A 21679-nucleotide genomic window follows, 5' to 3' on the forward strand; every position below is an offset into this window, starting at 1 on the left:
CGCGCCAGCGGCCAGGACGGCCGTTGTTGCGTACGCGTTGGAGTATCCCATGGATATCATGACGAGCGTCGGGCTCATTGCGGGCATCATCGTCATCACGATGATGATCTTCATGGGCGGCGACCTTCACATGTTCATCTCCGAACATGCCATGATCATCATCTTCGGCGGCTCGATCTCCGCTACCATGATCCGCTTTCCGCTCTCGGCACTCCTGCACGGCCTTCCGCTCGGCGCCAAGTTCGCCTTCACCATGAGCCGCCTGTCGGCACACGACCTCGTCGACGAGCTCGCCCGCATCGCCGAGATCGCCCGCAAGCAGGGCCCGGTGGGTCTCGAAAAGGTCGAGACCGACGAGCCCTTCCTCGCCAAGGGCATCCGCTACGTCGCCGACGGCTACGACCTCGACTTCATCCGCGACAATCTCGAGCGCGACCGCGACAACTTCCTCATGCACCTCGACGAGGGCAGCAAGATTTATCGCGCCATCGGCGACTGCGCTCCGGCCTTCGGCATGATCGGCACCCTGATCGGCATGGTGCAGATGTTCGCCAACATGACCGACCCTTCCAAGCTCGGCCCGTTCATGGCGACCGCGCTGCTCGCCACGCTCTACGGCGCGCTGGTCGCGAACCTGTTCTGTCTGCCGATCGCCGACAAGCTGCACGGCAAGCTGCTGGACGAGGAGACCAACCGCACGCTGATCATCGACGGCATCCTGATGATCCGCGACTCCAAGAGCCCGACCCTGGTACGCGAAATGCTGCTGGCCTACCTGCCGGAGAAGCATCGCCACGCCGAGGGCGAGCCGGTGCCGGCGTAAGCCCGCCCGCCGGGATTTGAGCCATGGCCAAGAAGAAACGCGGCGATGCCCATGGAGGCGGTCACGGCTGGTTCGTGACCTTCGCCGACCTCATGGGCCTGATGATGAGCTTCTTCGTGATGCTCGTGGCGTTCTCGACGCAGGACGCCAACAAGCTGAAGATCGTCGCTGGCTCCATGCGCGACGCCTTCGGCGTCCAGAGCGAGGCGCGCTATGCCGGAATCGTCGAGTCCGACGGTTTGCCGACCCGCCCGCGGCTGAAGAACGTCGACCATATCCAGCCCGAGGATGCCTCCAACACGCCGACGCCGGACCAGGAGGATCGCGACCGCACGTCGGGCGCGAAGATCAAGGTCGACCGCAATTTCGCGCTCGCCGCAGCCTCGCTGCGCCAGGCGTTGCAGGACATGCCGGAGCTGACCGAGATGTCCAAGCACATCATGTTCGAGGAGACCAAGCAGGGTCTCAATCTGGAGATTGTCGACCAGGACGGCCGCTCGATGTTCGCCGACGGCTCCAAGGTGCCCTATGACCGCACCCGCCGCCTGGTCGAGAAGCTCGCGATCCCGCTCAAGGCCACGCCGCTCCGCGTCTCCATCGCCGGCCACACCGCGGCCGGATTCGTGCCGACCCGCAGCGACTACGGCGCCTTCGATCTGTCGGCCGACCGTGCCAATGCCGTGCGCCAGATCCTCGAACGCGAGGGCCTGCCGCCGTCGCACATCTTCGCCGTCTCCGGCAAGGCGGACACTCAGCCGCTGTTTCCGGACGATCCTTCGCTCGCGGCCAACCGGCGGGTGACCATCACCCTGATGCGCGAAGATCCGCCGCTGCCGCCGAATCTCAAGCCCTAACCCTCTTGCGCTACCATCTTACCTGAGGCATGTCGTCGCGCTGGCGATGAGCGTGGCTGCTGCGTCACAGCATCCGGCTCGGCGCCTGCTATGGTGGTGCGCCGATTGACAGGCGCGCAGGAAGCGTCAAAAGGCGCCGGATCAATTCCAGGGAAGAAGCGTTTTCCACCTTCATGACGGCGAGCATCACACAGGCCGAGACCCAGGACGGGCCGGTCACCTCGGGCTTTTGGTCCCTTACGCTCGGGAGCATCGGCGTCGTCTTCGGCGATATTGGCACCTCGCCGCTCTACGCATTCCATGAGGCTGTCAAGGGCGCGGCCCATGGCGAGCCGGTCTCGCGGGTCATGGTGCTCGGCGTGCTGTCGCTGATCCTGTGGGCGCTGCTGATCGTCGTCACCGCCAAATACGTCCTGCTGCTGCTGCGCGCCGACAACAACGGGGAGGGCGGCACGCTCTCGCTGATGGCGCTCGGCCAGCGCGCCCTCGGGCGGCGGAGCTGGTTCCTGCTCGCTCTGGGCGTGGTCGGCGCCTCCATGTTCATCGGCGATTCCATGATCACGCCGGCGATCTCGGTGCTATCGGCGGTCGAAGGCCTGAAGCTCGCAACCCCCGCGCTCGAGCATTACGTCGTGCCGCTGACCGTCTTCATCCTGGCGCTGCTGTTCGCGGTCCAGAGCAAGGGCACGGCCTTGGTCGCCTCGGCCTTCGGGCCGGTGATGGTGATCTGGTTCACCGTCATCGCCGTGATGGGAGCCGTCCACATCGCCGACGATCCGTCCGTGCTGGCGGCGATCAATCCCTATTACGCCGTGCAGTTCGTGCTGTCGCACGGCACGATTGGCCTTGTTACCCTCGGCGCCGTGTTCCTGGCGGTGACCGGGGGCGAGGCGCTCTATGCCGATCTCGGCCATTTCGGCCGCAAGCCAATCCAGTCGGCCTGGATGTTCTTCGTGCTGCCCGCGCTCTTGATCAATTATTTCGGGCAGGGCGCGCTGGTGCTGTCCGATCCCAGCGCGATCGAGCACTCGTTCTATCGCATGGTGCCCGAGAGCCTGGTGCTGCCGCTGGTCGGGCTTGCGACCGCCGCGACCGTGATCGCCAGCCAGGCGGTGATCACCGGCGCCTATTCGCTGGTCTATCAGGCGGTACAGCTCGGTCTCTTGCCGCGCTTCGAGGTCCGCTACACCTCCGAGACTCACGCCGGGCAGATCTACCTGCCGCGGGTGAATCGGCTGCTGCTGATCGGCGTGATGCTGCTGGTGCTATTGTTCCACACCCCCAGCAATCTGGCCTCGGCCTACGGCATCGCGGTCTCCACCACCATGGTCGCCGACGGCATCATGGGCTTCATCGTGATCTGGAAATTGTGGAACTGGCGCGCTGCCACGGCTGCGGCCGTGATCATGCCCTTCGTCATCGTCGATCTGAGCTTCTTCAGCGCCAATCTCTTGAAGCTGCTTGAGGGCGCATGGGTGCCGCTGCTGTTCGGCGTGGCAATGGCGGGAACGATCTGGACCTGGCGGAAGGGCTCCGGAATCCTGATCCAGAAGACGCGCCGGATCGAGGTGCCACTGGACGATCTGATCCGCAGCCTGGAGAAGCGGCCCCCGCACATCGTCAAGGGCACCGCGGTGTTCCTGACCAGCGATCCCTCCTTTGTGCCGACCGCGCTGCTGCACAATCTCAAGCACAACAAAGTGCTGCACGAGCACAACGTGATCCTGACCATCGAGACCGCGCATACGCCCCGGGTCGACCTGGCGGAGCGTTTCCGCATGGAGAAGATCAGCGAGAAGTTCTCGAAAGTCCGCCTGCGCTTCGGCTACATGGAGCAGCCGAACGTGCCCAAGGCGCTCGCGATCGCGCGCAAGCAGGGCTGGCAGTTCGACATCATGTCGACGTCGTTCTTCGTGTCCCGGAGGTCGCTGAAGGCGTCGGCGCAGTCGGGCATGCCGCTGTGGCAGGACCATTTGTTCATTGCGCTCAGCCGGTCCGCCAACGACGCCACGGATTACTTCCAGATCCCCACGGGGCGGGTGGTTGAAGTCGGAACCCAAGTCACCATCTAGAACGCAACTGCCTTAGTCATGCAAATTTGCATGTCTAAGCCCCGGAATCAGGCTAGGCTATGCCGGTAGCGCAGGACTATAAGCCGCGCGCTCTTCCGCCGTTGTGCAGTGAAGCATTTTAGAGGCCACTGGGCTCTTCCATGACAAGCGATGTAGTGATTTCCGCCCCGGAAACGGCGGCGGCCAATGGGCATGGCGAGGCCCATACCACCGCCCGTTTCGGTGCGCTGACCCTCGGCAGCATCGGCGTCGTCTACGGCGATATCGGCACCAGCCCGCTCTACGCGTTCCGCGAGGCGGTGATGGCCGCCTCGGGCGCAGAGGGGCTGCCGACGCCCGCGGCCGTGCTCGGCGTGCTCTCGCTGATCCTGTGGGCACTGATTGTCGTGGTGACGCTCAAATACGTCGTCATCCTGCTCCGGGCCGACAACAACGGCGAGGGCGGCACGCTGGCGCTGATGGCGCTGGCCCAGCGCGCGGTCGGCACCGGCGGGGCGACCGTCGTCCTGCTCGGCATCATTTCCGGCGCGCTGTTCTACGGCGATGCCGTGATCACGCCGGCACTCTCGGTGCTGTCGGCGATCGAGGGCATGAAGGACGTCACGCTGCGGTTCGAGCCCTATATCGTGCCGCTGACCGTGGTCATCCTGGTCTGCCTGTTCGCCGTGCAGTCGCGCGGAACCGCCCGCGTCGCCGCCTTCTTCGGCCCGATCATGTGCGTCTGGTTTGCCGTCCTTGCCGCGGCGGCGATCCATCCGATCATCCAGCAGCCGCAAGTGCTGTATGCGCTGAACCCGCTCTATGCGGTCTCTTTCATGTTCCATCACGGGATCATCGGTTTCGTCACACTGGGCGCCGTGTTCCTGGCGGTCACCGGGGCCGAGGCGCTCTATGCCGATCTCGGCCATTTCGGCAAGCGGCCGATCCAGACCGCCTGGCTGTCCATCGTGCTGCCGTCGCTGGCGCTGAACTATCTCGGGCAGGGCGCGCTCGTGCTCGGCGATCCCGGCGCCATCGTCAGCCCCTTCTTCCAGCTCTTCCCGCAAGGCTTCTTCCGCGGCTGCATGGTCGTGCTCGCCACCATGGCGACCGTCATCGCCAGCCAGGCGGTCATTACCGGCGCCTATTCGCTGACGCGCCAGGCAATTCAGCTCGGCCTGCTGCCCCGCTTCGAAATTCGTCATACGTCGGAAGCCCATTCCGGCCAGATCTTCATCCCGCGCATCAACCAGCTGCTGCTGGTCGCGGTGGTGCTGCTGGTGCTCTTGTTCCGCTCGTCCAGCGCGCTCGCCTCGGCCTACGGCATCTCCGTCACCGGGACCATGGTGGTCACGGCGATGATGGGCTTTATCGTCATCTGGAAGGTCTGGCGCTGGTCGCCGCTCGCCGCCGGGGCGCTGATTGCGCCGTTCCTGTTCCTCGACCTCACGTTCCTGGCCGCCAACCTGCTCAAGGTGTTCGAGGGCGGCTGGGTGCCGCTGGCGCTCGGCGCGGTCATGATCATCCTGATGTACACCTGGCGGCGCGGTAGCCGGCTGCTGTTCGAGAAGTCGCGCAAGCTCGAGTTCCCGCTCGCCGATCTCGTGGCGATGCTGGAGAAGCGCCCGCCGCAGCGGGTGCCTGGCACCGCCGTGTTCCTGACCTCGGACCCGCTCAGCGCGCCGACCGCGCTGATGCATAGTCTGAAGCACTACAAAGTGCTGCATGAGAAGAATGTCATTCTCACCATCGAGACGGCACAGACCCCACGGATCGATCCAGCCGAGCGCGTCAAGCTGGAGCAGATCAGCCCGACCTTCTCCAAGGTGACGCTGAAGTTCGGCTTCATGGAATCGCCCAACGTGCCGAAGGCGCTGGCGATCGCCCGCAAGCTCGGCTGGCAGTTCGACATCATGTCGACCTCGTTCTTCCTGTCGCGCAGAGCGCTGAAGCCCGCCGTCCATTCCGGCATGCCGCGCTGGCAGGACCGGCTGTTCATCTCGCTCAGCCGCTCGGCCAACGATGCCACCGACTATTTCCAGATCCCCTCTGGCCGCGTAGTCGAGGTCGGAACGCAGGTGACGATCTAGGCGGCCGAACCAACGCCGCACTTCAAGTCGCTGCGATTTAGCTTTAACTTGCGCCGCGCGGCTCAAGCCTTTGTAGCGCTTGATTTTCGTGAGCCGAGAGGCGAGGTTGCCGCCGGCCGGGATAGGTCCGGCTGGCACGCGCGACGTTGGAGGATGATGTGGCAAACCAGGTGCAGGATCTGACCCCGGACGAGGTCTCCAAGGGTGTCGCGGAGGGCCGCTATCTCCTCGTCGACGTGCGCGAGCCGAACGAGGTCGAAGCCGAGGCCTATCCCTACGGCGTCGTGGTACCGCTCTCGACCTTCGATCCCAAGGCGATCCCCGATCCCCAAGGCAAGGACGTCGTGTTCGCCTGCCGTTCCGGAAAACGCTCGGTAACGGCCTCGCTCGCGGCGCAGGCGGCGGGCCTGCCTTACGACAAGCATCTGGCCGGCGGCATGCTGGGCTGGAAGGCGGCGGGGCTTCCCAGCAAGGTCGGTGGCTGACCTCGCGATGACGACCAAGAGCTCCTCGCTGAACAAGGTCTTCGCCGACCTTCCCGTCACCATCTTCGAGGCGATGTCGCAGGCCGCGCGCGACAATGCCGCCATCAATCTCGGCCAGGGCTTTCCCGACGATCCGGGTCCGGAGGACATCCGCCGCGCCGCGGCCGAGGCCTCGCTGAACGGCTACAACCAGTATCCCTCGATGATGGGCCTGCCGGAGCTTCGCCAGGCGATCGCGACCCATTACGGCCATTGGCACGGGCTCAAGCTCGATCCGATGAGCGAGGTGATGGTGACCTCCGGTGGCACCGAGGCGCTGACCTCGGCCATCCTCGCGGTGGTCCAGCCCGGCGACGAGGTGGTCTGCTTCCAACCGGTCTACGATTCCTATTTGCCGATCATCCGCCAGGCCGGCGGCATTCCGCGTCTCGTGCGGCTCGAGCCGCCGCACTGGCGCTTGAATGAGGACATGCTGAAAAGCGTCTTCAATTCAAAGACCAAGGCGGTGCTGTTCAACAACCCCTTGAATCCCAGCGCGGTGGTTTTCCCGCGCGAGGATCTCGAACTCTTGGCGCGCTACTGCCAGGAGTTCGACGTCATCGCGATCTGCGACGAGGTCTGGGAGCACGTCACCTTCGACGAGCACAAGCACATCCCGCTGATCACCATCCCCGGCATGCGCGAGCGCACCATCAAGGTCGGCTCGGCCGGCAAGATCTTCTCGCTGACGGGCTGGAAGATCGGCTTCGTCTGCGCCGCGCCGCCGCTGCTGCGCGTCGCCGCCAAGGTGCATCAGTTCCTGACCTTCACCACCGCGCCGAACCTGCAGGCCGCCGTCGCCTACGGCCTCGGCAAGCCCGACGAGTATTTCCTGTCGATGCGCAAGGACCTGATGCGGAGCAGGGACCGCCTGACCAAGGGGCTGGAGAGCCTCGGCTTCCCCGTGTTGAAGTCGCAAGGGACCTACTTCCTCACCGTCGACCTGTCGCCGCTCGGGCTCAACGAAAGCGACACCGAGTTCTGCTGGCGGATCGTGAAGGACTACAAGGTCGCGGCGATCCCGGTGTCGGCCTTCTACGAGCAGGACCCCGTTACCTCGGTGGTGCGCTTCTGCTTTGCCAAGAAGGACGAGACCCTCGACACCGCCCTGGAACGGCTGTCGGACGCGGTGCGCGGTCGCAAGAGGTAGAGATGACGAACGTCGGCCGCTGCGGATTTGGCCTTGGCCTCGCGATCGCCGCCGCGCTGAATTTGCTTTCCGCCCCTGTCAGGGCCGAGGAGCGGGTCGTCAATTTCTACAACTGGTCCAACTACATGGCGCCGGACGTCCTCGAGGCCTTCACCAAGGAGACCGGCATCAAGGTGGTCTACGACACCTTCGATGCGAACGAGACGCTGGAGACGCGCCTGATGGCCGGCAAGTCCGGCTACGACGTCGTGGTGCCCACGGCCTATTTCCTGCAGCGCCAGATCAAGGCCAACATCTTCCAGAAGCTCGACAAGGCGAAGCTGCCGAATCTGGAAAATGCCTGGCCGATGGTGACCAAGAACCTTGCGACCTACGATCCCGGCAACAATTACGCCGCCAACTATATGTGGGGCACGACGGGCATCGGCTACAACGTCGCCAAGGTGAAGCAGATCCTGGGGCCCGATGCGAAGATCGACAGCTGGGACATCGTTTTCAAGCCGGAGAACCTGGCCAAATTTAGAGATTGCGGCGTCCACATGCTCGACTCCGCCGACGACATCTTTCCGGCGGCGCTGAATTATCTCGGGCTCGATCCGAACTCGACCAAGCAGGCTGACCTCGAGAAGGCCGCTGATGTCGTCGCAAAAGTCCGCCCCTCCGTGCGCAAATTCCACTCCTCCGAATATCTCAGCGCGCTCGCGACCGCCGAGATCTGCTTCGTGGTCGGCTGGTCTGGCGACATCATGCAGGCCCGCGCGCGTGCGGCGGAGGCCAAGAAAGACAACAGCAGCGGCATCGAGATCGGCTACGCCATTCCGAAGGAGGGCGCGCAGATGTTCTTCGACAATCTCGCGATCCCCGCCGACGCCAAGAACGTCAAGGAAGCCTACGAGCTGATCAACTATCTCTATCGGCCCGATGTCGCCGCCAAGAACTCGGACTTCCTGTCCTACGCGAGCGGCAACCTCGCCAGCCAGAAGCTGGTCGACCCGAAGATCCTGAACGACAAGAACATCTATCCGGACGAGGCGACGCTCGCAAAACTGTTCGTCATCACGGCGCGCGAGCCGGCGACCCAGCGCATCATCAACCGGCTGTGGACGAAGGTGAAGACGGGGCGGTGAGGGGCATTCGTCGCTCCGCTCTTCGCAATGACGGCGTAACTACCGCCACCGCCGATGCAGCCAGAGCCATTGCTCGGGATGCTCGCGCACCCAGCCTTCCACGACGCTGGTGATCGCCTGCGTCGTGCCTTGGATGTCGATCTTGCCCTCGGCATCGCGGATCGGCTTGATCTCTTCGGTGAGCTCGCCGCGAAAGCGGTTGCCGGGCAGGCGGATGATGCGCACACCGTGGATCGGGCATTCGACCTGGCGTAAGAGCCGCGCCAGCATCGGATTGGCGCGGGTCTTGCGGCCGAAGAAGCTGACCTCGACGCCGGCGGTCAGGTACTGGTCGATCAACATCGCGACGTGCTTGCCGTCATTCAGCGCCTGCGCGAGCCGCAGCGGCGCATCGCGGCCCGCCGGGATCAGCGTGCCCATGTTGACCTGGCGCATCTCCTGGATGATGCGGTCCGCGGAGGCGATGTTCGGCCGGCGATAGAGGATCGCGGTATCCAGCCCGTGCGCGACGGCAGCGAGCGCCGGCAGTTCCCAGTTGGCGAGATGCGCGGCGAAGATCAGCGCCGGCTTGCCGTCGTCGCGGATCTGGTCGAACAGCTCGATGCTGCGCGGCGACAATTCAATCCGGCTCTTGTCCGGATGATCGCGATCGTAATCCCAGACATGGTCGATATGGGCGAATTCGGCGCCGACGCGGCCGAGATTGTCCCAGACGCCCATCAGGATGGCTTCGATCTCTTCTGGCGACTTCTCCGGAAACGCCGCGGTGAGGTTGGCGCGGCCGATGCGGTGCTCGCGCAGGCGCGGGCCGATCAGCTTCACCACGCGCGCGAAAAAGTCCGAGGTCTTGGCCGGATCGAAATAGCGCGTGGTGCGCAGCATGCCCACGGTGGCGGCGCCGATCAGGCTGCCGCCGATCGATTTCGCAGCCTCCCGCGCGCGGGCCTTCGTCCTCGCAGGAAGCAGCGCCATGCGTCCGGTCAGGCCGGTTCGCGGGTCAGGATCAGCGAGGCGTTCTGGCCGCCGAAGCCGAACGAGTTCGACATCACCGCCGTGACGCGGGCATCGCGCGCCTTGTTGCCGACGACGTTGAACAGGATCGTGGGATCCGGCGTCTCGTAATTGATCGTCGGCGGGATGCGCTGATGCTCGAGCGTCAGCAGCGAGAAGATCGCCTCGACCGCGCCTGCGGCCGAGATGGTGTGGCCGACCATCGACTTGTTGGACGTCACCGGAATCTTCTGCGCGAGCTCGCCGAATACGGCCGATGTCGTGTTGAACTCCATCTTGTCGTTCTCGGGCGTCGCGGTGCCGTGCGCGTTGATGTGGTCGATCTGGTCCGGCGTCATGCCGGCATCGGCCAGCGTCTTGTTCATGCAGCCGATGATCGGCTTGCCGTCGGGCGAAGAGCGGGTGCGATGGAAGGAATCGGTGAGCTCGCCGCAGCCGGCGATCACGCCGAGGATCTTTGCGCCGCGCGCGGTGGCGGCCTCGTAGCTTTCCAGCACGAGCGCGCCGGCGCCTTCGGCCATGACGAAGCCGTCGCGGTTCTTGGAGAAGGGGCGGGAGGCCGCCTGCGGCGGATCGTTCTGGGTCGACAGCGCCGAAAGCAGCGAGAAGCGCACGAGGGCTTCCGGGTTCACGGTGCCGTCGGTCGCGACGCACAGCGCGGCATCGGTCTCGCCGCGGCGGATCGCCTCGACGCCGAGCTGGATCGAGGTGGCTCCGGACGCGCAGGCCGTCGACAGCGAGATCGGCGAGCCCTTGGTGCCGAAGGTCTCGGCGAGATGCGCGGCCACCGAGCCGAACATGAAGCGGTGATGATAGGCGCTGTACTTGCCGCCGCCGGAGATGCGCAAGAGATCGTCATAGTTGAAGTCGAGCGCGCCGACGGCGCGGCCGAGCTCGCGGCGCTGCGGCCATTCGACTTCGACCGGCGCAACCGCGAGGAACAGGGGACCCGGGAAATCGGCCTTGGCGCCGATGCCGGCCTGCTCGAGCGCTTCCTCCGTCACGAGCTCAGCCATCCGCTCGGACAGGGCGGTGGAGGAGAACGGATCGACGCTGACGAAATCGACGGTGCCGGCCATCGTGGTCTTCAGGCCGTCGACCGGAAAGCGCGTGATGGTGCGGATGCCGGATTCGCCGGCGACGAGCTTGGCCCAATTGTCGGCCTTGCCGGCACCGAGCGAGGTCATGATGCCCATGCCGGTGACGACGACGACGGGGCGCCCGAGTTTGTCGCGTGGTGCAGTCATGTCGATCCCCCGATAGAGCTAGAGCATGATCCGGAAAAGTGTGACGCGGTGTTCCGGAAAGATCATGCTCCAAACATTAACTCGCTAAAGCGCGACGCGCTTTAGCCAACTGCCTCGACCAGCGCCATGCCTTCGCCGCGCCAGTGTCCGGCCCCCACCACCACAATCTGGGTGGGCGCTCCCTGCATTTCAATCTCGGTGCCCGCGGAATCGTTCGGCGGGAACAGCGCACCGCGCGAGATCGAGAGCGCGGCGAGCGCGATGCCGAGCGGGAATTGCGTCTCCATGGTGTGGCCGAACATCGTGCCGGTCGAACGCACCGGGAAGTCGGCATGGCCTTTCAGGAAGTCGCGCTCTTCGCTTGTCGCGGGCTCCGCACCGGTCGCGCCTGAGATGATCGCGCCCTTGCCTTCGCGCCTGGGTAGCTTGGCCCACAGCTGCTCCAGCGTCGCGGCCATGTCGCCGGGCTGCTTGCGCCGGGCGAGGTCGGCGACGACGCTCGACAGTCTTGCGAACGGCTTTGCGCCGCGCGCTTGCGCATGTGCTTTCGACTCCAGCACCAGGAAGGCGCCGGCAGAGCCGAGCGCGAAGCCGGCGTGGTCCTTCCGCGCCCAGACGGGAGCGAACTTGTCCTTGAGGTTGAAATCGCCGAATTCGTAGAGGACGAGCAAGTCCTTGCGCTCGCCATTGTGCGAGCCGCCGACCAGCGCGATGTCGCTCTCGCCCGAGGCGATGCGCGCAAGGGCGATGCGGGCGGCATCGGCGCCGGCGACCTCTTCGCCCATGAAGGTGCGCGAGGTGCCGCCAAGTCCGTGCACGATGGCGATGTTGCCGGCGAGCAGATTGGAGAGCTGCGCCAGGAACAGCGTCGGCCTGAGATCGCTCATCAGCCGTTCGTTGAGGAAGCCGGGCGCGTTCGCGCCCTTGGCCTCGGCCGTCAAGACGCCGGTGTCGACGTTGAGATCGCGCTCACCGCCGCCGGCGGCCACCACCATGTCGATCTTGGACAGGATGTCCTTGTTGCCCTTGATCCCGGCGGAATCGAGCGCAAGCCCGGCGGCATAGGTGCCGATGCGCTGCCAGGCTTCCATCTGGCGCTGGTCGCCCTTCTTCGGGATCTGGCTGTCGAAGCTAACAGGCGTCAAGGGATGCACGACGTAGGGCGCAAAGCCCTTCTCGTCGACATTGATGCGCTTCTCGGCAAGCGCGGCCCAGTTGGCGTCCAGGCCCTCGCCGAGCGAGGTCGCGAGTCCAATGCCGGTGATCCAGACTTCGGTCTGGCCGGGCTTCGAAGCAGTGTCAGTCATGGCGATACGGCCTGTTGCGGAAAGCCGACGCGCTCGGCGACTTTCGTCATGTAGCCGCGCATATCCGCATTGGGGAAGGGGATCAGCGTGAAGGTCAGCGCCGAATTCGCGCGCAGCTTGCCGCCGACCCTGATCTTGGCTTCGGTCATGGCATAGCCGGAGCCTTCATGGACGAGGCTCGCCTCGATGCTCATGAGATCGCCGGGGAAGACCGAGCCGCGGACCTTGGCCTCCTTCACGGCGGCAAGGATCGGCATGCGCTCAAACTTGAACACGCCGAGCTGAAGCCAGCCCGAGGCTTGCGCCATCGATTCGATCAGGAGCACGCCGGGCATCAAGGGGTAACCCGGGAAGTGCCCCTCGAAGATGGTGCTCTCCTGCGGGACCTGCGCTTCGACGACGATCGTCTTCTCGTCGACGTTGAGGTCGACGATGCGATCGATCATGTGGAAGTATTCGAGTTGCATGACCGCGCGCTTAGGCGCTCGCGCCCTTGGCCGCAACCAGTTCGTCGATGCGGGCGCACAGATTCTTCAGAACGAAATATTGCTCGGTGGTCGCCTTGCCGTCGTTGACCTCCTGGGTCCACTTTTCCAGCGGGAGCTTGATGCCGAACTGCTTGTCGATCGCAAACGCGATATCAAGGAAATCGAGGCTGTCGATGCCGAGATCGTCAATGGCATGACTATCCGGCGTGATCGTGTCGCGCGGGATGTCGCAGGTTTCAGCGATGATCGTGGCGACCTGATCGAATGTGGAAGACATCACTAAGCCTTTGATATATTGCGGATATTTGTCAGATTGTCCAGAGTGGCACGGTGGGTGGGCATCGCGCCCCTGATGACGCCCTCAAACCCCCCTCTGGCCGGGTCGAAAGCCCGTATATCGGAGCGCCGCCCTGAGTTCAATGGAGGCGGGCAGGCGGTGAGACGGGGCTGGGGATGCCCCGCTGGAGTCCCTTGCCCGCCGGGGCCGGGGCGAGGCAGGCCTAGATATGCGGCGTCGTGATCTTGACGCAGTCGCGACGGCCCATCAGCACGCAATCCTGGGTCCGGCGGAGGTCGGCGATGCTCACCGCGAGCCAGATTCCGATTGCGGTCAGCGCGATGGTGAAGGCCAGCGCCGCGATGTTGGCGAGCATACGATGGCGGAAATCGTCCGACTCGGCGCGGGGCTTCTCGTAACGCGACAGGTCGAGCGGTTCGGGGGCGACTCGCAACGGCTGCACGGTGCCGCTGCCGCGGTGGACCGTCGGGGAAGGCGAGGTGCGCGGCCTGAACTGGAGCACCCGGTGCTCGTCGTCAGAGCTTATGGGCCGCTGGGTAGTCATGGGGCGGGGATCACTCCGAAGCAGCGATTTTAGATAGCACACGTGATGAACGTGTTGCAGAAAATCTTCGCAATGCCCGCGTGCATTTGTACGCTCGCACTATTTGTGCATGGATCGTGGGAAGCGACCGCGGAACCAGCCGTCGTGTCGGCGGCAGGGATGCAAGGGTTGCGTTGCAACAACAGAGGTAGCAAAGGCCAAGGACTCACGCCTTCGTTCCCCTTTACATCGGCTTGTGATCTCCGCGTCCTTCCGAACACGTTTTGCCGCCGCATGGCCCATGTCATAGTCGGGGAACCTGAACCGTCAGTTGCATCCATGCGAGGGGCCTTCGACCATGACCACGACCAACGCGCGTGAGCCGAGAGTGCACCCGGTCCCGATCCTGTCGCTCCGGCCGACGCAGATGACGGTCGGCATGCGCGAGGTCAAGGAGAAGCGGAAGCGCTGGCGCGAGCATGACAAGAAGAAGCAGGCCGATCTTCTCGGCAAGCACATGATCCCCGTCGTCTACGGCCCCGACGCGCGGTACTATGTGATCGACCATCATCATCTCGGCCGCGCGCTGCACGACGAAGGCGTCAAGGAGGTGCTGGTGACCATCGTCGGCGACCTCCGCATGGTCGAGCGCGAGGCCTTCTGGGGCGTGATGGATAACAAGCGTTGGGTCTATCCTTACGACGCCAAGGGCGAGCGGCGACAGTTCCGCGACCTGCCTAAATCGGTTGCCGATCTCAAGGACGATCCGTTCCGCAGCCTTGCCGGCGAATTGCGCCGCCTGGGCGGCTTCGCCAAGGACACCACGCCGTTCTCCGAATTCCTGTGGGCCGATTTCCTGCGCCGAAAGGTCTCGCGCAAGACGGTGGAGGCCGATTTCGACAAGGCGATCGAGAAGGCGATGTCCGCAGCCAAGAGCAAGGATGCGGTCTATCTGCCCGGATGGTGCGGTCCGGAGGACGATGATTAGGGGCGTCGTGAATCGCGTGCGGTGATGCTTCACATCAGTCGCGCTGGAAGATCCTGGCGCCGGGATAGGCGCGGCGAGCGTAAGTGATCACCAGCGCGCGGTCCTGGGTGTCCAGGAAGGGCGTTCGGATTTGGCTCGACCCGACGATGAGATGCCACAGGCCGTTGAGCTTCTGGATCACGATCTTCATTTGAATAGTCCTTGATGACTCCCATTCCAGCGAATGCTGCTGGTCGCCGCAGTGCTCAGGATTGTGTCCGCGGATGTAGAATTCCCAACACGGCCGCGCTCCGCTGCAAAATACGTCGACCATTGTTAGTTGGTTACGGAATGCGTCCAGATAAGCCGGATCCCATCACAGGCGCTTGAGTGAAATCAATTTCCGCGCCCATGAAACCGTCCTGAAACAGAGCCGTCCCATCTCTATGGGGTAGTCGAGCTCACACAGGAGGCGAACATGCGCCGTCTGGCTTTCGTAATTGCGTTGCTCGCGGTCGCTTCGGCGGGAATTTCGGCATCGTTTGCCGCAGTTCACCACGCCAAGTCGTTGACGTTCGCGGAGCGCTTTGCTCCGGCGCTCGAGTTGATGGCGAAGCGTTAGCGGCTGATCACTCCGACGTGGACATCAGGTCGCACCCGTCGACCGGCCGGATGCGGCGATGGCCAGGTCAGGCTTGACCTGCCGCAAGTCTGCGTCGCTGTGACCGGTTAGAGTCTGCCTGCATGGTTGCAGAGGCAGCGTTGTGCCCCGACGTCGCGGGCCCGGGCTCCAAGTCATGCAAGACTGGAGGCACGGCCGTGAGCATCATCTTTCGCATCGTCTTTATCGTCGCCGGCGCGGTCACCGCGCTGTTCGTCGCGCGCGATGCCCTGAACTTCACCATCATCCAGACCTTCGTCGCCGTCCTGCTCGTGACAGCCGTCGTGGGGGCTGGAAGTCTCTGGAGCATGCGGCGGAGGACGTGAGCAGGACAGAAAGCGGCGGTTCGGCCGGGCTCAGCGAAACCGAGGCCCGGCTGCGGCTGCAACAGGAAGGTTACAACGAACTGCCACGGCCCGAACGGCGCACGCCGCTGCGCATCGTGCTGGAGGTGTTGCGCGAGCCGATGCTCGCCCTCCTTCTGTGTGGCGGGCTGGTCTACCTGCTGCTCGGCGACCTTCGCGAGGCGCTGCTCCTCCTGGCATTCGGCGCCATCTCCGTCGTGATCACGATCGTGCAGGAAACCCGCACCGAGCGCGTGCTGGAGGCGTTGCGAGAGCTGACCAGTCCGCGAGCGCTCGTGGTCAGGGACGGGGAGCGCCGGCGCATCGCGGGCAGGGACGTCGTTCGCGGCGATCTCCTCGTCCTGGCCGAGGGCGATCGGATTCCGGCGGATGCGGTACTCGTCAGCGCGCGTGATCTGGCGGTCGATGAGTCGCTGCTGACCGGAGAATCGGTCCCCGTTCGCAAGCAGGCCATTAAGACGCCCTCCCAAGCCACCTTGGCCGAGCATCGCCCGGGCGGCGATGACCTGCCCTTCGTGTATTCGGGCTCACTGGTCGTGCGAGGCGAGGGCCTCGCCGAGGTCGAGGCCACCGGTCCTCGCAGCGAGATCGGGAAGATCGGGCTGTCGCTGCATGGCTTGCAGCCGGAGCCGCCGCGGCTGCAGCAGCAGACCGCACGGCTCGTACGGCTTTGCTTTCTCGGCGGCGCGGCGATCAGCCTGGCCGCCGTCCTGCTTTACGGAACGTTGCGCGGGGATTGGCTGCAGGCGATGCTCGGAGGCATCGCGATCGGCATGTCCATGCTGCCTGAGGAGTTTGCCGTCGTCCTCACGGTGTTCATGGCCATGGGCGCCTGGCGGATATCGAAGGCGCGGGTGCTGACGCGGCGCGCGGCCGCGATCGAGGTGCTCGGCTCCGCCACGGTGCTGTGCACCGACAAGACCGGCACGCTGACACAGAACCGGATGTCGGTTGCGGAGCTGAGGCTACGCGACGGGACGAGCGTGCGCCTGGTGTCTTCGCAGCCAGCGCCCGTGGGAGCGGAGTTTTTCGACCTGGCGCGTTGCAGTGCTCTGGCGAGCTCGCCCGAACCATTCGATCCGATGGAAAAGGCCCTGCACGCGTTCGCGCAGGCGAGCCTGCCGGAGGATGATGAAACCCCGGGTGCTCGGACCTTGATCCGCACCTACGGCCTGCGCCCCGAGCTCCTGGCGATGACCCAAGTTTGGCAATCGTCCCAAGGAGTGTTCGCCTCGGCCAAAGGTGCTCCCGAAGCGATTGCGCGCCTCTGCAAGTTGGATGGTGCGGACCAGGACGCGATGCGGGATGCGGTCGCGGCGATGGCGAAGGACGGTCTTCGCGTGCTCGGCGTGGCCGCCGCGACCTGCGACGGCGAGGCCCTGCCGGGCTCGCAGGAAGGTTTTTCGTTTCGCTTCCTCGGTCTGGTCGGGTTGGCCGATCCGCTTCGTCCGCACGTCCCCGAGGCGGTGGCCGAATGTCGTTCGGTCGGCATCCGCGTCGTCATGATTACGGGCGACTATCCGGCGACCGCCATGGCGATCGCCAGGCAGGCCGGGCTCGACGTCAACGAGGTCGCGACCGGTGAGCAGATCAAGCTCGCGGACGAGAGCGGGCTGGAGGCCCTCGTCAGGAACGTGAACGTGTTCGCTCGGGTCCTGCCGGAGCAGAAGCTGCGGATCGTTCAGGCGATGAAGCGCAACGGCGAGATCGTCGCGATGACCGGCGACGGCGTCAACGACGCGCCGTCCCTGAAGGCTGCCCATATCGGGATCGCGATGGGTGGCCGCGGTACCGATGTCGCGCGCGAGGCATCCTCGATCGTCCTGCTCGACGACGATTTCGGCTCCATCGTCGCATCCATCCGGCTGGGGCGCCGGATCTACGACAATCTCCGCAAGGCGATGGCCTTCATTTTCGCCGTCCACGTTCCGATCGCGGGGCTGGCCCTGCTTCCGCTGGTTTTCGGGCTGCCTCTGATTCTCGGACCCGTTCACATCGCGTTTCTGGAGCTGATCATCGACCCGGTCTGCTCGCTCGTGTTCGAAGCCGAGCGGGAGGAGCGCGATGTCATGACGCGCCCGCCGCGGCGCGCCGATGCGGAATTGTTCTCGTGGGCTTTGGTCGGCTGGAGCATCCTTCAAGGCGTCATGGCATTTGCCTTGATCGCCGCGATTTTCGTCGTTGCGCTTCGTTCCGGTATTCCACCCGACGAGGCGCGCACGCTGGCCTTCATTGCGCTGGTCGTTTGCGTCGTCGCGCTGGTGCTGGTCAACCGGTCCTTCAGCGCGTCGTTCTTGTCAGCCTTCTTCCGTCCGAACCCGGCATTGCTCTGGATATTCCTGTCGATCGCGCTCGTTCTGGCCGCGGCCCTGTTCTGGCCGCCAGCATCCAGCCTGTTTCGTTTCGGCCCCCTGCACCTCGACGATCTCATGGTCACGCTCGGCGCGGGATTGCTGGTGCTCACGGTGCTCAAATTGCTGAAATCTATCTGGGCGCGGCGACTGCGATTCTAAATGGTGACGCGGCAGGTCGATCGCTCATCGCGGCGCGCGGCGGGAATCGTTCAGCGTCGGGAATTCGTGCAGCCAACGGAAGACGCCTGCGAGATGCTGACGTCGTTTCATTAGAACAGGTCTAGTCTACATAGATTCTACGACGTGAATGTCCGAAAGACTTTGATTGTGCGTTCGGAGTCTTTGCATGGTCGTCCCCGTAAATTCGGGGACTGGGAATGCTGGAATTTGTGTTTCACGCACGCGCAACGAAGCGCGGATGCGTGTCGACGTTGTGCGGTCTTCTCGTGCTTCCTCCGGCCATCGCCTTTGGCGGCAACGCGCAGGCCCAGGGCGTGAGTGGAGCATCGGATCTTCCGCCCGTCGTGGTCGAGCAAGGCCGCGCGAACAAGCGTCAGGTCACGACATCGCGCAACTCGCGATCTGCGAGTGTCCGACGTGCGCGATCACACGTGGCAGGACAGGCTGCCGAGGCCGGTTCTCAGCCGGCCTCCGCTGCGGTGGAACGCGGTACGGATCCGGTGAAGGGGTTTGTGCCCGTCGTCAGCTCGGCTGCGATGAAGTCCGACACACCTATTCTTGAGACACCTCAATCCGTTTCGGTGGTCAGCCGCGATCAGCTCGATGCGCGCTCGGCCACGACGCTTGTCGAAGGATTGCAGTATGTCGCAGGTCTCGCCATCCAGCCGGGCGGCAAAGACCCGCGCTTCGACAACGTCTTCATCCGTGGCTTCGACAACAATGGCTACGGTGCCTATCGCGACGGGCTTCGTGAGGTCGGCGATCCCAACTTCTTGTCGCTGTTCCGCAACGAGCCCTACGGCTTCGAACGCATCGACGTCATCAAGGGACCGAGCTCGGTCATGTACGGGCAGGGCGCGCCAGGCGGCCTCGTTGACGTCATCAGCAAGCGGCCGCCCGAACGGGCCTTCGGCGAGATCGTCGGCCAGTTCGGCAATTACGACCGCTTTCAGGGCGCATTCGACTTCGGCGGTCCTGCGACCAAGGATGGCACATTGCTCTACCGGTTAACCGGCGTGTTCAGGGATTCCGATGCGCAGATCGCGAACTTCTCGAATTTCGTGAAGGACAACCGGACCTATATCGCTCCGGCCGTGACCTGGAAGCCGACCAACGATACGACGCTGACCATTCTCGCCGACTACACGCACGATGTGACTGGAAATGCCTTTCCGCTGTCGATGGTCCATGTGACGGGCGGGAAGGTCACCGGCATCACGGCGTTGCCGGTGTTTCTCGGCGACCCCAGCTACAACAAATTCGACCAGGAGCAGGAGCGCGTCGGCTACCAGCTCGAGCACCGCTTCAGCAACAACCTGATCTTCGAATCCAAGGCTCGTTATAGTCACACCGAGCTCGACTATCGGTATCTGACGTTCATCGGAACTCCGCTCGATACGACCTCGGTTTTTCCGCGACGTTCGATGCGTATCCAGGAGCAGATCGACACCCTGTCGACCGACAACCACCTGATCAGCAAGTTCAGCACCGGGCCGCTCCAACATACGGTGGTCTCCGGCGTCGACTATCTGACGTTCAACATGACGGACCGGACCTATTTCGGAGCTGCACCGCCGCTGAGCAAGATCAATCCCGTCTATGACCAGGCCATTGCGGTTCCGACTGCGCTCACTGCCCCCTCAGCGAACCAGACGATCGACCAAGTCGGCGTCTATGCGCAGGACCAGATGAAGATCCAGAACTGGATCTTCACGTTGGGCGGACGTTACGACGACTCGGAACAAAATACCTACGCCTTGGCGACCAACAAGACCACCGACACCAAGGACACGGCCTTCACCAAGCGAGGAGCCGTCTCCTACGTGTTCGATTCCGGAGTGGCGCCTTACTACAGCTATTCGGAATCGTTTCTGCCGACGCCCGGCACGGACTTTGCGGGCAGCCCGTTCAAGCCGACGAGGGCGCAGCAGCATGAGATCGGCGTCAAATATCAACCGTCGCGGACCTTGTTGATGACGGTGGCGCTGTATGACTTGACGCGGCAAAACTCGCTCACGAGCGATCCATCGCATCTCGGCTTCTCGGTCCAACTCGGCGAGGTGAATTCGCGCGGCTTCGAGTTCGAGACGCTGGCGCAGATCATCCCCGGGCTGAACCTGGTGGCGACCTACACCAACCAGGATGTGAAGGTGACGCAGAGCACTGGCACCGACCTCGGCAAGGTGCCGACGCTGGTCGCCCGCCAGATGGCGTCGGCCTATCTCGACTACACTGTCCAGGGCGGCACATGGGGCGGCTGGGGTCTTGGCGGCGGCGTCCGCTACAACGGGCCGACCTTCGCCGATATCACCAACACCATCGTCAACGAGGGCTACGTCGTGTTCGATGCCGGCCTGCATTATCGCCAGCCGAAGGGCGTCAACCTGGCGCTCAACGTGAAGAACATCGCCGATCGCGTCACGCTTGCCTGCACGGCGAACGGCGGCTGCCAATACACCAGCCCGCGCACCATCACGGGCACCGTCAGCTATCGCTGGTAGAGATCATGGTTCAGGCACGCACGATCCGGCTATGGTCGCGCATCCACACCTGGACGTCGCTGGCGTGCATGCTGTTCCTGCTGATGCTGTGCGTGACCGGGCTTCCGCTGGTTTTCCACGACGAGATCGACGATCTGCTCGAGGATGAGATCGCGGCGCCCGCCATGCCGGAGGGAACGCCGCGGCTCTCGCTCGACCGGATGATCGCTGCGGCTCAAGCGCGCTTTCCCGGGCAATACGTCCTGCTTCTCAATCTCAAGCAGACGGAGCCGCTGGTGACGGTCGCGGTGTCTCCGACCGCTGTCCCGGCGCCGGGTAACTTCCATCGTCTAACGTTCGATGCGCGGACGGCCGCAATGCTCGGGGAGGAAGCTCCACATCAGAGCGTCATGGATTTCGTGTTGCGAATTCACAAGGACATGTTCGCAGGCCTGCCGGGCGAATTGTTTCTCGGCGCGATGGGTCTCGTGTTCGCCGCGTCGATCATCTCCGGCGTGATCGTCTATTGGCCGTTCATGCGCCGGCTCGATTTCGGCACGATCCGACGGCGATCATCGCCTCGCGCCAAATGGCTCGACACCCATAATCTCTTCGGCATCGTCACCGTGACCTGGGCGACGGTGGTGGGTCTCACCGGCATGATCAACACGCTGGCGACGCCGCTGTTCGACCTGTGGCGCGCGCAGTTGATCCCGGTCTTGCTGGCGCCTCATCTCGGCAAGCCCGTGGCTCCGATCCCGTCGGTTGAGACTGCCGTCGAGCTCGTCCGCGCGAGATTTCCGGATCGTCTGGTCACCTCGGTGACGATGCCGACATCGGCACGCTTCGGCAGCCCGCAGCACTTGGTCATCTGGACCAAGGGCGCGACGCCCTTCACGGCGCGCATGCTCCAGCCGATGCTCGTCGACGCCAATGACGGCAAGACGATCGTGGCCCCCGAGGTGCCCTGGTATCTGAAGACGCTTCAGGTCTCGCGCCCGCTGCATTTCGGGGACTATGGCGGGCTTCCGCTGAAAATCATTTGGGCGCTGCTGGACATCATCACGATCATCGTCCTCGTCAGCGGGATCTATCTCTGGATCGCGCGGCGGAAATCATCGGTCCGCCGCAAGCCGCTAGACGCGGGCCGGACCGCGGCAGTCGGCGTCTAGTCCCATG

General features: G+C 64.2%; 20 protein-coding genes. 13 read left to right on the forward strand and 7 right to left on the reverse strand.

Annotated elements, in window-relative coordinates:
* The first annotated feature begins 49 nt into the window (after positions 1-49).
* From RAD04_RS27860 to RAD04_RS27890, 7 genes are all read left to right on the forward strand, one after another.
* Positions 50-823, forward strand: coding sequence for a motility protein A (locus RAD04_RS27860; protein WP_018320941.1), 774 nt, complete (start codon positions 50-52; stop codon positions 821-823).
* Positions 824-846: 23 nt separating this feature from the next.
* Positions 847-1677 carry an OmpA/MotB family protein gene (locus tag RAD04_RS27865; RefSeq protein ID WP_018320942.1) on the forward strand — a complete coding sequence of 277 codons (831 nt, stop codon included), beginning with the start codon at positions 847-849 and terminating at the stop codon, positions 1675-1677.
* 173 nt (positions 1678-1850) lie between these two features.
* On the forward strand, positions 1851-3749 hold the full coding sequence (locus RAD04_RS27870; RefSeq protein ID WP_461626352.1) for a potassium transporter Kup: 1899 nt from the start codon (positions 1851-1853) through the stop codon (positions 3747-3749).
* A 140-nt stretch (positions 3750-3889) separates the two neighbouring features.
* On the forward strand, positions 3890-5818 hold the full coding sequence (locus RAD04_RS27875) for a potassium transporter Kup (RefSeq protein WP_461626353.1): 1929 nt from the start codon (positions 3890-3892) through the stop codon (positions 5816-5818).
* 158 nt (positions 5819-5976) lie between these two features.
* On the forward strand, positions 5977-6303 hold the full coding sequence (locus RAD04_RS27880) for a rhodanese-like domain-containing protein (protein WP_026202463.1): 327 nt from the start codon (positions 5977-5979) through the stop codon (positions 6301-6303).
* Between the two features lie 7 nt (positions 6304-6310).
* Positions 6311-7492 carry an aminotransferase gene (locus RAD04_RS27885; RefSeq protein ID WP_461626354.1) on the forward strand — a complete coding sequence of 394 codons (1182 nt, stop codon included), beginning with the start codon at positions 6311-6313 and terminating at the stop codon, positions 7490-7492.
* Positions 7493-7494: 2 nt separating this feature from the next.
* A complete protein-coding gene (locus RAD04_RS27890; protein WP_461626355.1) occupies positions 7495-8619 on the forward strand; it encodes a polyamine ABC transporter substrate-binding protein in 1125 nt (374 codons plus the stop codon).
* Between the two features lie 39 nt (positions 8620-8658).
* Here the strand turns inward: RAD04_RS27890 and RAD04_RS27895 are convergent, their stop codons facing one another.
* The 6 genes from RAD04_RS27895 to RAD04_RS27920 form a co-directional block, all read right to left on the reverse strand.
* Positions 8659-9591, reverse strand: a complete 933-nt coding sequence (locus RAD04_RS27895) for a lipid A biosynthesis lauroyl acyltransferase (protein WP_461626356.1) — start codon at positions 9589-9591, stop codon at positions 8659-8661.
* An 8-nt stretch (positions 9592-9599) separates the two neighbouring features.
* Positions 9600-10877, reverse strand: coding sequence for a beta-ketoacyl-ACP synthase (locus tag RAD04_RS27900; RefSeq protein WP_091954090.1), 1278 nt, complete (start codon positions 10875-10877; stop codon positions 9600-9602).
* 101 nt (positions 10878-10978) lie between these two features.
* A complete protein-coding gene (locus tag RAD04_RS27905) occupies positions 10979-12184 on the reverse strand; it encodes a beta-ketoacyl-ACP synthase (RefSeq protein WP_461626357.1) in 1206 nt (401 codons plus the stop codon).
* A complete protein-coding gene (locus tag RAD04_RS27910) occupies positions 12181-12651 on the reverse strand; it encodes a 3-hydroxyacyl-ACP dehydratase FabZ family protein (RefSeq protein WP_461626358.1) in 471 nt (156 codons plus the stop codon). Before RAD04_RS27910 ends, RAD04_RS27905 begins: the two co-directional genes overlap by 4 nt.
* Positions 12652-12661: 10 nt before the next feature.
* Positions 12662-12949, reverse strand: a complete 288-nt coding sequence (locus RAD04_RS27915; RefSeq protein WP_007592476.1) for an acyl carrier protein — start codon at positions 12947-12949, stop codon at positions 12662-12664.
* A gap of 223 nt (positions 12950-13172) precedes the next feature.
* Entirely contained in the window at positions 13173-13514 is a 342-nt protein-coding gene (locus RAD04_RS27920; RefSeq protein WP_461626359.1) for a hypothetical protein, read from the reverse strand.
* Positions 13515-13851: 337 nt separating this feature from the next.
* Between RAD04_RS27920 and RAD04_RS27925 the strand changes: the two genes are divergently transcribed.
* Positions 13852-14481 carry a ParB-like protein gene (locus RAD04_RS27925; RefSeq protein WP_461626360.1) on the forward strand — a complete coding sequence of 210 codons (630 nt, stop codon included), beginning with the start codon at positions 13852-13854 and terminating at the stop codon, positions 14479-14481.
* Positions 14482-14515: 34 nt separating this feature from the next.
* On the opposite strand, the gene RAD04_RS27930 is transcribed toward RAD04_RS27925, so the two are convergent.
* Positions 14516-14671 carry a hypothetical protein gene (locus RAD04_RS27930; RefSeq protein ID WP_461626361.1) on the reverse strand — a complete coding sequence of 52 codons (156 nt, stop codon included), beginning with the start codon at positions 14669-14671 and terminating at the stop codon, positions 14516-14518.
* A 267-nt stretch (positions 14672-14938) separates the two neighbouring features.
* Here RAD04_RS27930 and RAD04_RS27935 point away from each other — a divergent pair, with 267 nt between their 5' ends.
* The 5 genes from RAD04_RS27935 to RAD04_RS27955 all read left to right on the forward strand — a co-directional run bounded on the left by RAD04_RS27935 (position 14939) and on the right by RAD04_RS27955 (position 21672).
* Complete coding sequence (locus RAD04_RS27935; protein ID WP_162832236.1) at positions 14939-15082, forward strand: hypothetical protein; 144 nt, start codon at positions 14939-14941, stop codon at positions 15080-15082.
* Between the two features lie 197 nt (positions 15083-15279).
* Positions 15280-15447, forward strand: a complete 168-nt coding sequence (locus RAD04_RS27940) for a hypothetical protein (protein ID WP_461626362.1) — start codon at positions 15280-15282, stop codon at positions 15445-15447.
* Positions 15444-17999, forward strand: coding sequence for an HAD-IC family P-type ATPase (locus RAD04_RS27945; RefSeq protein WP_461626363.1), 2556 nt, complete (start codon positions 15444-15446; stop codon positions 17997-17999). Before RAD04_RS27940 ends, RAD04_RS27945 begins: the two co-directional genes overlap by 4 nt.
* Before the next feature lie 452 nt (positions 18000-18451).
* Positions 18452-20521, forward strand: coding sequence for a TonB-dependent siderophore receptor (locus tag RAD04_RS27950; RefSeq protein ID WP_461626364.1), 2070 nt, complete (start codon positions 18452-18454; stop codon positions 20519-20521).
* A gap of 5 nt (positions 20522-20526) precedes the next feature.
* Complete coding sequence (locus RAD04_RS27955; protein ID WP_461626365.1) at positions 20527-21672, forward strand: PepSY-associated TM helix domain-containing protein; 1146 nt, start codon at positions 20527-20529, stop codon at positions 21670-21672.
* The last annotated feature ends 7 nt before the right edge of the window (positions 21673-21679 follow it).

This window comes from Bradyrhizobium sp. 25ACV (assembly GCF_054863005.1).